Annotated in this window: 12 protein-coding genes; 10 read left to right on the top strand and 2 right to left on the bottom strand. The window is 49.8% G+C overall.

What is annotated here, in order from left to right; all coding sequences use genetic code 11:
• The first annotated feature begins 2 nt into the window (after window positions 1-2).
• From DXT99_RS14560 to recJ, 8 genes are all read left to right on the top strand, one after another.
• Window positions 3-722: a type III pantothenate kinase gene (locus DXT99_RS14560; RefSeq protein ID WP_115566305.1), complete on the top strand. Its 720-nt coding sequence runs from the start codon at window positions 3-5 to the stop codon at window positions 720-722.
• Entirely contained in the window at window positions 715-1992 is a 1278-nt protein-coding gene (locus DXT99_RS14555) for a hypothetical protein (RefSeq protein ID WP_115566304.1), read from the top strand. Before DXT99_RS14560 ends, DXT99_RS14555 begins: the two co-directional genes overlap by 8 nt.
• Window positions 1993-2130: 138 nt before the next feature.
• Complete coding sequence (gene lptC, locus DXT99_RS14550) at window positions 2131-2667, top strand: LPS export ABC transporter periplasmic protein LptC (protein WP_246000740.1); 537 nt, start codon at window positions 2131-2133, stop codon at window positions 2665-2667.
• A 50-nt stretch (window positions 2668-2717) separates the two neighbouring features.
• A complete protein-coding gene (locus DXT99_RS27725; RefSeq protein ID WP_262511364.1) occupies window positions 2718-2840 on the top strand; it encodes a hypothetical protein in 123 nt (40 codons plus the stop codon).
• Window positions 2841-2863: 23 nt separating this feature from the next.
• Window positions 2864-4177: a hemolysin family protein gene (locus tag DXT99_RS14545; RefSeq protein ID WP_115566303.1), complete on the top strand. Its 1314-nt coding sequence runs from the start codon at window positions 2864-2866 to the stop codon at window positions 4175-4177.
• 63 nt (window positions 4178-4240) lie between these two features.
• Window positions 4241-6352 carry a peptidylprolyl isomerase gene (locus DXT99_RS14540; RefSeq protein WP_115566302.1) on the top strand — a complete coding sequence of 704 codons (2112 nt, stop codon included), beginning with the start codon at window positions 4241-4243 and terminating at the stop codon, window positions 6350-6352.
• Window positions 6353-6633: 281 nt separating this feature from the next.
• Window positions 6634-8451 carry a tetratricopeptide repeat protein gene (locus tag DXT99_RS14535; RefSeq protein ID WP_115566301.1) on the top strand — a complete coding sequence of 606 codons (1818 nt, stop codon included), beginning with the start codon at window positions 6634-6636 and terminating at the stop codon, window positions 8449-8451.
• 360 nt (window positions 8452-8811) lie between these two features.
• Window positions 8812-10518: a single-stranded-DNA-specific exonuclease RecJ gene (gene recJ / locus DXT99_RS14530; RefSeq protein ID WP_115566300.1), complete on the top strand. Its 1707-nt coding sequence runs from the start codon at window positions 8812-8814 to the stop codon at window positions 10516-10518.
• Window positions 10519-10561: 43 nt separating this feature from the next.
• Here the strand turns inward: recJ and DXT99_RS14525 are convergent, their stop codons facing one another.
• Both DXT99_RS14525 and DXT99_RS14520 read right to left on the bottom strand, forming a co-directional pair.
• Window positions 10562-11131 carry a hypothetical protein gene (locus DXT99_RS14525; RefSeq protein ID WP_147294231.1) on the bottom strand — a complete coding sequence of 190 codons (570 nt, stop codon included), beginning with the start codon at window positions 11129-11131 and terminating at the stop codon, window positions 10562-10564.
• A gap of 103 nt (window positions 11132-11234) precedes the next feature.
• Window positions 11235-12056 carry a glycoside hydrolase family 25 protein gene (locus DXT99_RS14520; RefSeq protein ID WP_115566298.1) on the bottom strand — a complete coding sequence of 274 codons (822 nt, stop codon included), beginning with the start codon at window positions 12054-12056 and terminating at the stop codon, window positions 11235-11237.
• A gap of 191 nt (window positions 12057-12247) precedes the next feature.
• Here DXT99_RS14520 and lptB point away from each other — a divergent pair, with 191 nt between their 5' ends.
• A complete protein-coding gene (gene lptB / locus DXT99_RS14515; RefSeq protein ID WP_115566297.1) occupies window positions 12248-12979 on the top strand; it encodes an LPS export ABC transporter ATP-binding protein in 732 nt (243 codons plus the stop codon).
• Window positions 12980-13079: 100 nt separating this feature from the next.
• Window positions 13080-14564 (top strand): GH3 auxin-responsive promoter family protein, encoded by a 1485-nt coding sequence (locus DXT99_RS14510; RefSeq protein WP_115566296.1) that lies wholly within the window; start codon window positions 13080-13082, stop codon window positions 14562-14564.
• Window positions 14565-14573 lie beyond the last annotated feature (9 nt).

Raw genomic sequence — 14573 nt, 5'->3', positions numbered from 1 at the left:
GTATGCGCAGCGTCGCCATCGACATAGGAAACACGGGCACAAAGTACGGCATCTTTGAAGGAGATGCCCTGGTGGAGCAAGGTTATTTTCAGGGGCAGGAACAGCTGCCGGAAATATTGCAAAGCCAGCAATTTGACCATGCCATAGTTGCCTCGGTGGTCGCCAACGCACAAGATATACAGCAAAGGCTGTCTGTAACCGGTAAGTTTTTAGAGCTTACCGCACAGACAGCCTTGCCTGTTTCTAACCTTTACAAAACGCCCCAGACGCTGGGTGCTGATAGAATAGCAGGAGCGGCCGGTGCCCATTATTTTTTTCCGGGCCGCAATTGCCTGGTGTTTGATGCCGGCACCTGCATTACGCACGACTTTATCGACAGCGGGGGCAACTACCAAGGCGGAGGCATTTCGCCGGGGCTAACCATGAAATTCAGAGCCCTGCATACTTTTACAGGGAGGTTGCCGTTAGTACAGCGGGTTGAAAAAGACTTTCCGCTAACGGGGCAAAGCACTGAGGAGTCTATCCTGAGCGGGGTGCTGACAGGTACCGTGGCGGAATTAAATGGCTTTATCCAGGCTTACACCGAAAAAGCTGCCGATCTGGTGGTTATACTTTGCGGAGGCGATGCGGGATTTTTTGAAAGTAAGTTAAAAGGACGCATCTTTGTAATTCCTGAATTGGTCTTAATCGGACTTCACAGAATATTGACACATAATGTATAAGACATTCCGAGTACTGATAGGTTTTGCGGCGCTATGCTTAGCGCACACTGCCCAGGCACAGCTTATCAGCAGCACTCCCTACTCCCGCTACGGGCTGGGGGAGATAAACGAAAATCTTGGCAGCATACGGAACGCCGGTATGGCGGGCACCGGTATTAGTGCGGCCAATAGCTATCAGCCGAATCTGGCCAACCCGGCCCTGCTTTATTACAACAGCATTACCAACTTTACGATGGGCATTGCGGGGCAGGCAAAGCAAGTGAGCAATGAGGGCAATTCACAGACAAATGGTAACGGCAACCTGAATAACGTGTCGCTTTCAGTGCCGGTTACGAAGCGCTGGAGCTCGGCTGTAGGTTTACGCCCGTTCTCTACCGTAAATTACCAGGTAAATGTATCGGATGTGGTAGAAGGCAATCCGGAAGCTACCATCTTTCGGGAGTATGTGGGCAGTGGCGGCTTGTCAGAAGCTTTTTTTGCCCATGGTGTACGAATTACCGGAGGCCTTACAGTGGGTGGTAGTGCCTCCTACATCTTCGGCAATATAGCAAACGAGTCCTCCAGTACCATCAGCGATCCGGAGCAGGAAGGTTTAGGCCAGGAGCGCGTTACCATAGTGGATCGCACCAGCTACAGCGACTTTATTTTCAGAGCCGGTGCCAATTACAGGCAGAAGCTGGCAGATAAGCTTTTCATAAGTGCCGGTGGCGTGTACAGCTTTGAGGCAGAGTTAGATGCCGAGCGCATGGTGACGTATGAGCGTACCACACAGGCAGCCTCTCCGGCGGACAGTGCAGAAAGCAGCATTACGATACCAGCCAGTATGAGAGCGGGTATCAGCATCGACAATGGCTCCAACCTGACGGTGGCAGCTGATTTTGCCAGCTACCAGTGGTCTAAGTACAGAGACTTTGAAGGAAATAACGGTGGCCTGGAAGACAGCTACCGTGCGGCGTTAGGTGCGGAATATACGCCCGAGGCCAATTCCATAGACAGCTACTTTAAGCGGATCACATACCGTGGGGGCCTTTACTACAGCGAAACACCTTACGTCCTGAATGGCCAGCGCATCACCGACAAGGGAGTAACGGCAGGAGCTACTTTGCCTATCGGGCGCTCCACCCTTTATGACCTTTACCAGTTGAACATTTCCGTAGGCTACGGACAGCGCGGCACCACCGACTACGGCCTGGTGAAGGAAGACTACCTGCAGTTTGGCCTGGAGTTTACGGTAAACAGCCGGTGGTTTATCAAGCGCAGAATCGAATAATACCAGCTTTTTATTTCCTGATACAAAAAAGGCCGTTCATGAAGCGGCCTTTTTTGCATGATAAATTTGCAGGTTTAAAGGTGTAACTATTTCAGCACAGATTTTGCTACCTTACCATAAATCAGATTAACCAAAACAATGCGGAAAGCATACATGGTCGGGCTGATGGCTGTAATGGCTATCTTAAGCTTCGGCTGTAAAGAGGATTTAAAAGACCCTGATAAGGAGCAAAAGTACACAGGGCCAACAATAGAGAACCACGACGTGGTTACGCTCTATAGCGACTCTGCCCGGCTGCTGGTGAAGCTACAGGCACCCGTGCAGCAGGAGTTTGAGAGCGGCGACGGTATTTTCCCGGAAGGCCTATTCGTGGAGTTTTATGAGCAGGGAGAGAAGATAACCTCTACCCTGAAGGCAAACTACGGCAAGCAGGACCGCAACCAGAATCTTTTCGAAGCGCGGGGCAATGTAGTTGTAAACAACCTGAAAAAGCAGGAGACGCTGGAGACAGAAGAACTGTTTTGGGACAGGCGCAAGGCCCGGATCTATACCGACAAATTAGTGAAAATAACATCACCGGAAGAAGTGGTGATAGGACAGGGGCTTGAAGCAGACCAGGATTTCTCAAACTATAGAATCCGGAAAGTAACCGGACAATTCAATCTGAAGGAATAATGAACCAAAGGCTTGTAAATATTATTTTACTATCATTGTCATTTGTAGTTATGGTTATCGGGGTACACCGCAGCATGGTGGAAGATGATGTGCTCGGTAATTATTGGCTCTTTATGATTGGCCTGGTGCTGTATATGCTATATTACTACCGTAAAAGGAAAAACGGCGCCTGATTGATTTTGGATCAAACGCATTTATGATAGACCCCAGTCAGATCATTGTATTGTTTATCGCGCTTCTGTTCTCTGCCTTTTTCTCGGGTATTGAGATGGCTTTTATGGCTGCCAACAAAATCCAGATTGAGCTGAACGAGAAAAACGGAGTGCTCTCGGGGCGCATCCTGGGCTTTCTGCTAAAGCGGCCTGCCCGCCTGATGGGCACTACGCTCATCGGTAATACGCTGGCACTGGTGCTATACGGCCTGGCCATTGCCAGTGTGCTGCATCAGTTGTTCTCCATGTACCTGCCTGATTCGCTGCAGTTCAGCTTACTTGTGCTCTTCCTGCAGATAATTGTGGCTTCGGTGGTGGTGTTGCTCACTGCTGAGTTTCTGCCCCGCAGCCTTTTCGCTATCAACCCGAACCGTATGCTGCAGGTACTGGCCGTGCCCATTCTGGTGGTGTACTATCTGCTGTACCCGGTGGTGTTCCTGATTGTGGGCTTGAGCAAATGGGTGGCAGAGAAGTTTTTCAGGATTGAGTTTTCAGAGGAAAAGCCGGTGTTCGGGTTCACAGATTTGAATGCCTTTATTAAAAACCACCTGTACCACCCGGAGCAGGAAGGTGCGCCCGAAGTAGACCCGCTCATCTTCCACAATGCCCTGAATTTTAAAACCGTGAAGGTGCGGGAGTGTATGGTGCCCCGCACCGAAATAAAGGCGGTAGATGTGGAAAGTACAGTAGAGGAGTTGGGGCAGGCATTTGTGAAAACAGGCCATTCCAAGATTCTTATCTACGAAGACTCTATCGACAACATCATCGGCTACTGCCATCAGCTTGCTATGTTTAAGCAACCCCGACGCATTTCTGAGATTCTGGGGCCGGTAAGCATGGTGCCGGAGAGTATGATGGCCAGTGAGCTGTTCGTGAAGTTTGTTTCCGAGCACCGCAGCGTGGCGGTGGTGGTAGACGAGTTTGGCGGCACCTCTGGCATAGTTACTGTAGAAGATGTGATAGAGGAAATATTCGGAGAGATAGAGGACGAGTACGATGTGAACCAGCGGTTGCTGGAGCAGGTTTTGCCTGAGAAAGGAATCTACTTCCTGAGTGGCCGCCACGAAATTGATTACCTGAACGAGAAGTATAATCTGGCTTTGCCAGAGGGTGATTATGAAACGTTAGGCGGATTAATTTTGTCTGTATTCGGAGAGATACCTCTTCCGGGTGACGAGGTGACAGTGCCACCTTTCACTATCAGGGTCCTCACAATGGATGAGAACCGCATCGATGCTGTGAAGCTTATTAAAAACACAGATTCTCAGGCAGATGCTGCGGACCAAACAGGAAGATAAAAATTTTGAATTTTAGCACGATTAACCTTATTTTGCACAATCCTTTTTATATTTAAATAAAGAATGGCATTAATTAACAAGATTAGAGAAAAGTCTGGTTGGGCTGTAGGCGCCATTGCGATAGGGCTTGGCGTTTTTGTTGTGGGCGGCGACCTGCTTGGGCCTAACTCAAGGCTTCTGGGAAACAATGCAAATACCGTTGGCGAAATAGCCGGTGAAGAAATCGAATTCCAGGAATTTGACCAGGTGCTGCAGCAGGTAAAAGCTGATTACGAGAACCGAACCGGCCGTGCTGCGAACGAAGGAGAGTTAGCAATGCTGCGTGAGCAGGCCTGGAACCAGCTAATCTTTAAAATTGCGCTACAAAAAGAATATGACCGCCTTGGTATAGAGGTAACGGAAGAAGAACTGGCAGACATGGTGCAGGGTAACAACATTCACCCGGCTGTGCAGCAAGCTTTCACTAATCCGCAAACAGGTGAATTCGATCGCAACCAGGTAGTGCAGTACCTGCAGAACCTGGACCAGATGGGCCCGGAAGCACGCCCGATGTGGGTGAACTTTGAGCAGAGCATTTATGCTGATCGTCTGCAGTCGAAGTACATGAACCTGCTGACCAAAACAGTATACATTACAGACACAGAGGCGAAGAATTATTACCAGGCGCAAAATGCTTCTGCTAATATCAGAGCGTTATTTGTGCCTTTCGTTAGCGTGTCTGACTCAGCAGTGCAGGTAACAGACGCACAGCTGCAGGATTACTATGACCGCAACAAAGAACTCTATAAAGTTGATGAAGGTCGCTCAGTTGAGTTTGTAACCATTCCGGTGAATGCATCCCCTGAAGATAGCAGCTACATCAACCAGGAGATCGGTACGCTATCGCAGCAGTTTGCCGCGGCCACCAACGACTCAGCTTTTGTAAACGCGAACTCTGACGTTCCTTTTGATGGCACTTACCGTAACCCGGGCCAGCTGCCAGAGCCGCTGCGCAACCAATTGCCTTTAGAAGAAGGTAAAGTTTACGGACCGTACACTGAGAACGGCACTTTAGCGCTTTTCAAAATAACGGATGTCAGAGAAGCAGATGCAAGTGCTGTAAGAGCAAGCCATATCCTGATCAGACCAGAAAACGATACGCCAGAGGCTAAAGCTGCTGCACAGGCAAAAGCACAGGATGTGCTGACACAAATCAGGAACGGTGCTGACTTTGCACAGATGGCTGCGCAGCATGGCACAGACGGTACTGCCTCTACAGGTGGTGATTTAGGCTGGTTCCCGCAAGGGCAGATGGTATCGGAGTTTGACGAGGCGGTGTTCAACTATTCAGGCACTGGCTTGTTACCTAATCTTGTGGAGACTGAGTACGGCTACCATATTGTGAAAGTAACTGCTCCTAAGTCAAACCAGGAGTATCAGATTGCTGGTGTGCAACGCGCCATCGAGCCAAGCGAATCTACGCGTGATGCTGCTTATGCTGTAGCGGATGAGTTATCCGGTACAAGCGAGAGCGCTGAAGAACTCAGAGAGAATGTTGCCCGGAATCCATCCCTGGTGAAAGAAGAAGCAACAGCCATTGGTAAAAACAACATCGTTGTAAATAATCTTAACAACGCGCGTGAGCTTGTGCGTTGGGCTTATGCCAAAGACACTGACGTAGGTGATGTGTCGCCTGTGTTCGAAATAGATGATCAGTTTGTGGTGGCAACGCTTACAAACAAGCGTGAAAAAGGCTATGCAAAACTAGAGGATGTGCGTGAGGAATTAACTGCTGCAGTACGTAACGAGTTAAAGGCGCAGCAAATCATCGCGAAGCTGGAGGGCCAGCAAGGCTCTTTGGATGAGATTGCCGCTAGCTATGGGCCGGATGCAAGCGTTAGAACCGCTGACAACGTAACGTTTGCTTCTACCGCTATACCTGGTTTAGGTGTAGAGCCTGTGGCTGTTGGTAAGGCTTTTGGTTTAAAGCCAGGTGCCCGCACAGCTCCGTTTGAGGGCCAGAGCGGTGTTCTGATGGTAGAACTGACGCAAATGAACCCTGCTCCGGAAATAAACGATTTCTCTAACGTGAAAGAGCAATTGAGTGGCACGCGCACCAACAGTGTGCAGAGCAACGCTTTCGAGGCTATCAGAGAGAAAGCTGATGTAAAAGATAACCGTGTTAGATTCTTCTAATCGGAAATAGCTAAAAAAGCAGAAAGCCACTCCCTCAAGAGTGGCTTTCTGCTTTTTTAGCTATTTCGCTTTGTATTAAGTAAAGCAAACGGGGCAGGTTGTCAATCTGGATCAAACAATTATGTCCCCAAAAACTAAACTGATTCAGTATATTCATAGTTAAGAAGAAAGTACCAGGAAGAAACTGAATAACCTCCTGTATTTCCTTTTCAGGAATTTTATTAAAATGTTATAGATCAAGTGCATATCAACAGGCGCTACCTCATCGTTTTAAGGAAACTATGCTAACAAAACTATACCATATCCTCCTGCTCTCGCTGCTGATGCTGGCAGCGGTTCCAGCGGCACAGGCACAGCACCAGGACCTGGAACTGGCCCGCCAGTACTTAAGCCAGGGCGATTACGAAAAAGCCGAATCGCTATACAGTAAGTTGATAAATGAGCAGCGGCTGTTTAATGTCGTGTACCCGGACTATCTGAAGGTCCTGCTGGCGCAGCAGAACTATAAAGAAGCTGAAAAGCTGGTGAAGAAGACCAGCAAGCGTTTCCCGGACAACCCTGGCTATGAAGTGGACTTAGGAGTGGTGTACCAGGCTGCCGGAAACAAAGCCGCAGCCGAAAAGCAATTTAACAACCTGGTAGCCGGGCTCAAACCAGAGGCGGTGGTTACGATGGCCAGTGCTTTTATACAAAACGAACTTTACGATTATGCCGAAAAGGCTTACCTGCGCGGCCGTGAGCTAAACGACGACCCTATGGCGTACAACCGCTCGCTGATTTCGCTGTACATGTACCGTCAGAAGACGGAGCCGTTGATTTCCGAAGCATTGAATCTGGTGCAGGCAGATGAAAAAGAGCTAGGCTATACGCAGAACATGCTGCAGAACAGCATGCGGGAAGAAGAGCACTTCGATGCGCTGGAGAAAGAGCTTATTCTGAAGGTGCAGCAGAACCCCGATAAGCTGGCCTTTAACGAGCTGCTTATCTGGCTGTATGTGCAGCGCCGCGACTTTTACAGTGCATTGCTGCAGGCACGTGCCGTAGACAAGCGTACCCGCAGTGGCGGTACCCGTGTGATGGAACTGGGGGCCATCAGCCTCAAGAACAACGACTACCAGGGCGCCATTGAGGCCTATGACTATATTGTGCAGGAGTACCCGGAGGGCCCCTACTACCTGGTGGCACGGCAGCGCCTGATAAATGCCCGCGAAGAGCAGGTACAGAATACGTTTCCGGTTAGTGAGGAGAAAATACAGGCGCTGTTAGCAGACTATGATGCGCTTCTGAGTGAGGTGGGGCGCACTTCCGAAACTGTGGAGGTGCTGCAGCATATGGCGTCATTATACGCCTTCCATCTGGATGATAAGGAAAAAGCAATCGCCCTGTTGCAGGAGGCCATCAGTATGCCCCGGGCAAACTCCAGCCTGGTGGCAGACAGTAAGCTCACTCTGGGGGATATTTACCTGCTGAAGGGGGAGCCATGGGAAAGCACCCTGCTGTACTCGCAGGTGGAGAAATCGCATAAGGAGACGCCGGTAGGGCACGAGGCAAAGCTGCGCAACGCCCGCCTCAACTACTACAAAGGAGACTTTGAACTGGCACAGGCCCACCTCGATATCCTGAAGCTGGCCACCAGCCGCGAGATAGCCAACGATGCCATGGACCTGAGCCTGCTGATCACAGACAACACCGGCCTCGACACGTCTACGGTTGCCATGGAAACCTATGCCGCCATCGAGCTGCTGGTGTTCCAGAACAAGCTGCAGGAGGCGCAGGAGGCGCTGGATGTTATGCTGCAGCAGTTCCCGGGGCATAGCCTCACTGATGAAATATACTTCCAGAAAGCCAACATCTATGAGCGCACCGGGGACTTTGAGAAGGCTGTTGAAAACCTGCAGAAAATTGTGGACGACCCCAAAGTTGATATTCTGAGCGATGATGCTTTGTATCGACTGGCTTTTATATACGAGGAGAGCCTGCAGGACAAGGAGAAGGCACAGCAGCTGTATAACGACCTGTTAGTAAAACACCAGGGAAGCATTTATGCCGCAGAAGCCCGTAAGCGTTTCCGCAAGCTGCGTGGGGATGCGGTAAATTAATAGAAAGGTAAACCTGCTCAGTGCGTAGTCTTTTATGCTTCATGTATCATGCCGAAGAATCTTGTAAAGTGATATGTCAATCGTGCTACATGATACGTGCATCGTGATACGCTAAATCAGCCGAAGAAGATAATGAGAACCAGAATGAAAAGAAGAAAGAACCCATACATAATCAGGTCGAGTGAATAATTCTTATACTTTTCAAAAAGCTCCTTGAGTCGTTTCACGTTTTTTCCTGTTATACCGCACAAAAATACGAAATTTAAGACGAAGGTGAGGGCAGCAAGCCGGCACCTTCACTCAAAAATCCCTGAAAAAAGCTACCTTTGCAACCAAACGATTGTAGTGTAGCAGAAGCATATGGAGAAAAGGTGGGTATATAGCCAGGAGGCATCAGCAGAGGTAGTAGAGCGTTTATCAGAAAGCCTCAAAATCAGCCCCACCTTAGCCAGCATTCTTTGCCAGCGCGGCATCTGCACCTTCGAAGAAGCAAAGCATTTCTTCCGCCCCTCCCTCTCAGACCTGCATGATCCCTTCCTGATGAAGGGTATGGACAAGGCCGTGGATCGCCTGAACAAAGCCCTGCACAAAAGCGAGAAGATACTGGTATACGGCGACTATGACGTGGATGGCACCACCTCTGTGGCGCTGATGTATGGCTTCCTGCGCAACTACACCCACCAGATAGACTTTTACATTCCGGACAGATACAAAGAAGGCTACGGCGTATCGCAGCAAGGCATAGATTGGGCGGCAGAAAATAACTTTAAGCTCATCATCAGCCTCGACTGCGGCATTAAGTCTGCTGATAAAGTAGCCAGTGCCAAAGAAAAAGGTATTGACTTCATCATCTGCGACCATCACTTACCAGACGATGACGTTCCGCAGGCTGTCGCGGTGCTCGATCCAAAACAGGTAGATTGCCCTTACCCTTACAAAGAGCTGTCGGGTTGTGGCGTGGGCTTTAAGCTGGCGCAAGCGTTCTGCATCCAAAACGATATTGACCAGGAAGAGGCGTTTAAGATGCTCGACCTGCTGGTGGTGAGCATAGCGGCGGATATAGTGCCCATAACAGGTGAGAATCGCATTCTGGCGCATTTCGGCCTTCGTCACCTGAACGGGCCGCAGCCGATGCGCCCGGGGCTGGAGGCGCTGAAGGAGCTGGCTGCCATCAACTATGAGATGGACATCACCAGCATCGTATTTGGCTTTGCGCCACGCATTAATGCCGCAGGACGTATGGGAGACGCCAAGAACTCTGTGCGCATGTTGCTGGCTCAGACAAAGGATGAGGCTTTCAAGATGGCCGCCATCATCAATGAATCTAACAAGGAGCGCCGCACCAAAGACTCGAACATCACCAAAGAAGCGCTGCAGATGATTGAAGAGGATGATTTCCTGCGGTCAGCCAATTCTACAGTGCTGTTCAAGGAAACGTGGCACAAAGGCGTGATTGGTATTGTCGCCTCCCGTTGCATCGAGAAGTATTACCGCCCTACTATCATCCTGACCCAATCGAATGGCGTGGCGTCAGGCTCAGCGCGGTCGGTACACGGGTTTAATGTGCATGATGCTATTGAGAGCTGCGCTGACTTGCTGGACCAGTTTGGGGGGCACATGTATGCGGCAGGTCTCACACTGCCTGTAGAGAATGTGCAGGCCTTCCGGGAGCGTTTTGAGGAAATAGTGGCCAGTACCATTACGGCAGAGCAGAAAATTCCACAGATACAAATAGACGGTAAAATAGAACTGAAGCAGATAACCCGGAACTTCTATAACATTATCAGGCAGATGGAGCCTTTCGGGCCCGGTAACATGGGGCCGGTGTTTGAGTCGGAGTGCGTGTATGATACAGGCAGCGTGCGCATTGTAGGCGATACACACCTGAAGCTGCGCCTGACGCAGGATGGCTTCCATACCATTGATGCCATTGGCTTCGGCCTCAGCGATTACTACAAGGCCATTTCCAAAGGCATTCCGTTCAATGTATGCTATACGGTGGAGGAAAACATATACCGTGGCGTTATCTCGCTGCAACTCCGCATCAAAGACATACGGGTGAAATAACATAGGTTAAACCAAAGAGCTCACAGGTCGGGAACCTTTCTGTTTACAATTGAAAAGTGACAGGAGCTGTACTGGCATTGGCAAGCAGCTCTTCCTGGGTTACATGCCGGAAAGAAATTTTGTACCCCTGGTATAGGGCGATGCCGTAGAAAACCACATCCATAGGAGAGAAAGCCTCCACCATTAGCTCCGGCATATAACTGTATTCGAGCGTCTGCAGCACTTCCAGGTAACCTAATGTGTTCTCTTCGGCTAGAAAGCCGCAGATGCCCAGGAAATTACCCAGCACACAGCCTAACAGCGCCAGCAGCGCACCCACCACACCAAAGACTTTGTCTATTCCCCGCCCCATGGTCCGCATCACGTACCCCACCGCAAAACTAATGGCAACAGCCATATACCCGATCTGGTAACCTGTTACAACCGTAATAGCAGCCCATACCAGAGCTCCTGCCACGGCCGCCAGCAATCCGGAAAGGATACCCTTCAGCAGGTTCTGCTCCATGCTTAGCCTCTGCATATAAAGCTCCAGCTTGTGCTGGTCGAGCGTGAGGGCATTTAGAGCTCCTGTTTCTGATTCCGCTGTTGCTACGCTGTGTAAAGGTGTGTCCATTCGCAGTTTTTTATAGTCATAGACTGGTAAGCATATGCATAAGCCAATGGTTGCTAACAGCAGCAGCGGCATCAGGATATAATTAGCAGAGAAGCAGCTATACCTACGGCAGCGGGTACATATGCTTCAGCTGCTTCAGAGGGCTTGTATGATCTTCTGAGGCCACTAAATCAGGAATACACAGTTGCGACAGGGTTTCCACGTCTCCGAGGAAGAAGTTCATGTCTACGGCTGTTTTGATACCGGTTATCCGGCCTTTATCGGTATGTTGCCAGAACATCCAGCTGTCGGTATGGTGCACCTCCGGTTGTATAGGGCTGTAGCGGGCAATCCAGAAATGATAGCCTTTAAAATGCCCCTGCAAATAGCGGCGGTAGTAGTTCTGGCTGGTATAGATGATAGGCTTTACGCCATAGTGCGCTGTTACCGCCTCTAACCAGGTATTGATGCTTTCGCGCAATTGTGTGGGACTTACTTCAGGGTCTGATACTTCTACGTCCAGCACAGGTGGCAGGTCGCCGGGCTCCAGCACTACAGAGTTGGTGAAAAGCTCGATTTGGCACTGAACGGGAGCCAGTGGCTTAAAGAAATGATAGGCCCCCCGCCTGATGCCGTTGCGCTTTGATTCGCTCCAGTTGCGCGTAAAATATGGATCTTGTCTGAAATCGCCTTCCGTTGCCTTGATGAAGGAAAAGGCAATTTCCTCCTCTTTTACCAGTTCCCAGTTAATATCTTTTTGCCACCTCGACACATCGATACCCTTCACTGTGGCATTAGCCGGGCTGCTGCTGGCGGTGCCGGGTTTGGTAGGGTCGTTATTTGTGACTTCTGTAGGAGCAGACGCCATACCGGTATATCCTGCAAAAAGTAGCAGGCTTGAAAAAGCCAGTTTCTGGCACACCGATAAAATTGAAAACAGCGGCATAATTAATGTTAAGATAAGCGAGTTATAAGTTATATATTAATCCGCGCTTATACAATATATAATGACAAGGATTATAGAGAATATTAGTTCCATATTAATAGCAGATTTAAAATATAAGGCGTTATAGGAGTGGCAGGTAACCCCACACCTACCCGTTGCAGGATGCAGCCTTTATGCGTAATTTAGCCACGATGATACTGAGAGCAGATAACCTGATAAAAAAGTACAAATCCCGCACCGTTGTGAATGACGTAAGCGTGGAGGTAAACCAAGGAGAAATAGTAGGGTTGCTGGGCCCCAACGGTGCCGGTAAAACCACCTCATTCTATATGATTGTGGGCCTGGTGAAGCCTAACAGCGGTAAAATATTCCTGGACAAGGAAGATATTACCAACCTGCCAATGTACAAGCGCGCCAAACGCGGCGTGGGGTACTTGGCGCAGGAGGCATCTGTTTTCCGGCAGCTAACGGTAGAGGAGAATATTCTGGCTGTGCTGGAAATGACGAACCTGCCCAAGAAGGCGCAGCACGAAAAGGTGGAGGATCTGCTGGAGGAATTTTCTTTAACACACGTGCGTAACAACAAAGGCATCGTGTTATCAGGGGGGGAGCGCCGCCGCACCGAGATTGCCCGCGCCCTTGCCGTAGACCCGAAGTTTGTGCTGCTGGATGAGCCCTTTGCCGGCGTAGACCCTATTGCCGTAGAAGAGATTCAAAGCATTGTAGCGAAGCTGAAAAGCAAGAATATTGGTATCCTCATCACCGACCACAACGTAAACGAAACCCTTTCTATCACCGATCGCGCCTATCTGCTCTTTGAAGGAAAGATCCTGAAATCAGGAACCGCAGAAGAACTGGCCGCCGACGAGCAGGTACGCCGCGTATACTTAGGAAAGCACTTTGAACTGAAGCGGAAAGTTTAATTGCCTGAAGCAATTAGCAGCTTCATTAAGTAGACGAACAACCATTTAACAATTTAACCTCCAGCAGTTGGAATTAATAAACTCAATAGTGACGTGGGTAATGAAGAAGCGGATTCATGATATTGATCTGTTTCGGAAGTACCCGCATGAGGTGCAGGCAGAATTGTTCCAGAACCTGATTAGCGTGGCTAAAAATACAGAGTGGGGCAAGAAGCATGGCTACAAGGACAATTTGTCGATCCGGGAGTTTCAGGAGCGGGTGCCGGTCACTAATTACGAAGGCCTATACCCATACATTGAGCGGGTGATGAAGGGGGAGCAGAACCTGCTGTGGCCAAGCAAGATTGAGTGGTTTGCCAAGTCATCCGGCACCACCAATGCCCGCAGTAAATTTATTCCGGTAAGCCCTGAGTCGCTGGAAGACTGCCACTACAAAGGGGGCAAGGACATGCTCTCTATCTACGTGAACCTGTACCCGGAAACAAAGCTTTTTTCGGGTAAGGCCCTCTCCATCGGCGGCAGCCACAGACCCAGCGAGATCAATTCAAAAGTATCCTGCGGCGATGTGTCGGCGGTAATCATGCAGAACCTGCCGATGTGGGCCGAGGCCATGCGCACACCGCCACTCAAGGTGGCCTTGATGGATAAGTGGGAGGAGAAGATAGAGAAAATGGTAGAGGTGACGGTAGAGGAGAACGTCACCAGCATGAGTGGCGTGCCTACCTGGACCTATGTGTTGCTGAAGCGTATTCTCGAAGTGACTGGTAAAAGCAACATCCTGGAGGTGTGGCCTAACCTGGAGTTGTTCACGCACGGCGCAGTGGCTTTTGGCCCTTATCGCAAGCTTTTCCGCGATATCATCCCATCAAATAAAATGAATTACCTGGAGGTATATAATGCCTCCGAAGGCTTCTTTGGTATACAGGACCAGGCCGGCACAGAAGATGAGATGCTGCTGATGCTGGACTATGGCGTATACTACGAATTTATTCCGATGGACCAGTATGAGGAAGAGCAGCCTAAAACCCTGACGCTGGACCAGGTGGAACTGGGGAAGAACTATGCGATTGTGATTTCGACAAATGCCGGTTTGTGGCGGTACAAGATTGGCGACACCATCCGATTTACCAGTCTCAGCCCTTACCGGATCAAGATTTCCGGTCGTACCAAACATTTTATCAACGCGTTTGGGGAAGAGGTGATTGTGGAGAATGCGGAGGTGGCTATTACCAAAGCCTGCCAGGCTACTGGTGCCATCATCACTAACTTTACAGCGGCACCTATATATATGGAGAGCGGCAAGCGCGGCAGGCATGAGTGGCTGATTGAGTTTGAAAAGCAGCCAGATAATTTGGATCGTTTTACGCAGGTGCTGGACGAAACACTACGGGACGTAAACTCCGATTACGATGCCAAACGTCAAAACGATATTGCGCTGCAGGAGCCTCTTGTACACGCTGCCCCGCAAGGTGTTTTCATGAACTGGCTGCGCCACAAGGGCAAGCTAGGAGGTCAGAACAAAGTGCCCCGCCTCAGCAACTCCCGTGAGTACCTGGAAGAGATTATGCAGGTGAACGGGATGTAGACTTGAAAT

The sequence above is a fragment of the Pontibacter diazotrophicus genome (assembly GCF_003367245.1).
Lineage (GTDB): Bacteria > Bacteroidota > Bacteroidia > Cytophagales > Hymenobacteraceae > Pontibacter > Pontibacter diazotrophicus.
This window is presented reverse-complemented; position numbering and strand designations above follow the sequence as displayed.

Bases quoted from the DNA above. Each gene is read 5' to 3' on its own strand.
- DXT99_RS14560 (WP_115566305.1), top strand. From the start codon at position 3: ATGCGCAGCGTCGCCATCGACATAGGAAACACGGGCACAAAGTACGGC.
- DXT99_RS14555 (WP_115566304.1), top strand. From the start codon at position 715: ATGTATAAGACATTCCGAGTACTGATAGGTTTTGCGGCGCTATGCTTA.
- lptC (WP_246000740.1), top strand. From the start codon at position 2,131: ATGCGGAAAGCATACATGGTCGGGCTGATGGCTGTAATGGCTATCTTA.
- DXT99_RS27725 (WP_262511364.1), top strand. From the start codon at position 2,718: ATGGTTATCGGGGTACACCGCAGCATGGTGGAAGATGATGTGCTCGGT.
- DXT99_RS14545 (WP_115566303.1), top strand. From the start codon at position 2,864: ATGATAGACCCCAGTCAGATCATTGTATTGTTTATCGCGCTTCTGTTC.
- DXT99_RS14540 (WP_115566302.1), top strand. From the start codon at position 4,241: ATGGCATTAATTAACAAGATTAGAGAAAAGTCTGGTTGGGCTGTAGGC.
- DXT99_RS14535 (WP_115566301.1), top strand. From the start codon at position 6,634: ATGCTAACAAAACTATACCATATCCTCCTGCTCTCGCTGCTGATGCTG.
- recJ (WP_115566300.1), top strand. From the start codon at position 8,812: ATGGAGAAAAGGTGGGTATATAGCCAGGAGGCATCAGCAGAGGTAGTA.
- DXT99_RS14525 (WP_147294231.1), bottom strand. From the start codon at position 11,131: ATGGACACACCTTTACACAGCGTAGCAACAGCGGAATCAGAAACAGGA.
- DXT99_RS14520 (WP_115566298.1), bottom strand. From the start codon at position 12,056: ATGCCGCTGTTTTCAATTTTATCGGTGTGCCAGAAACTGGCTTTTTCA.
- lptB (WP_115566297.1), top strand. From the start codon at position 12,248: ATGATACTGAGAGCAGATAACCTGATAAAAAAGTACAAATCCCGCACC.
- DXT99_RS14510 (WP_115566296.1), top strand. From the start codon at position 13,080: ATGAAGAAGCGGATTCATGATATTGATCTGTTTCGGAAGTACCCGCAT.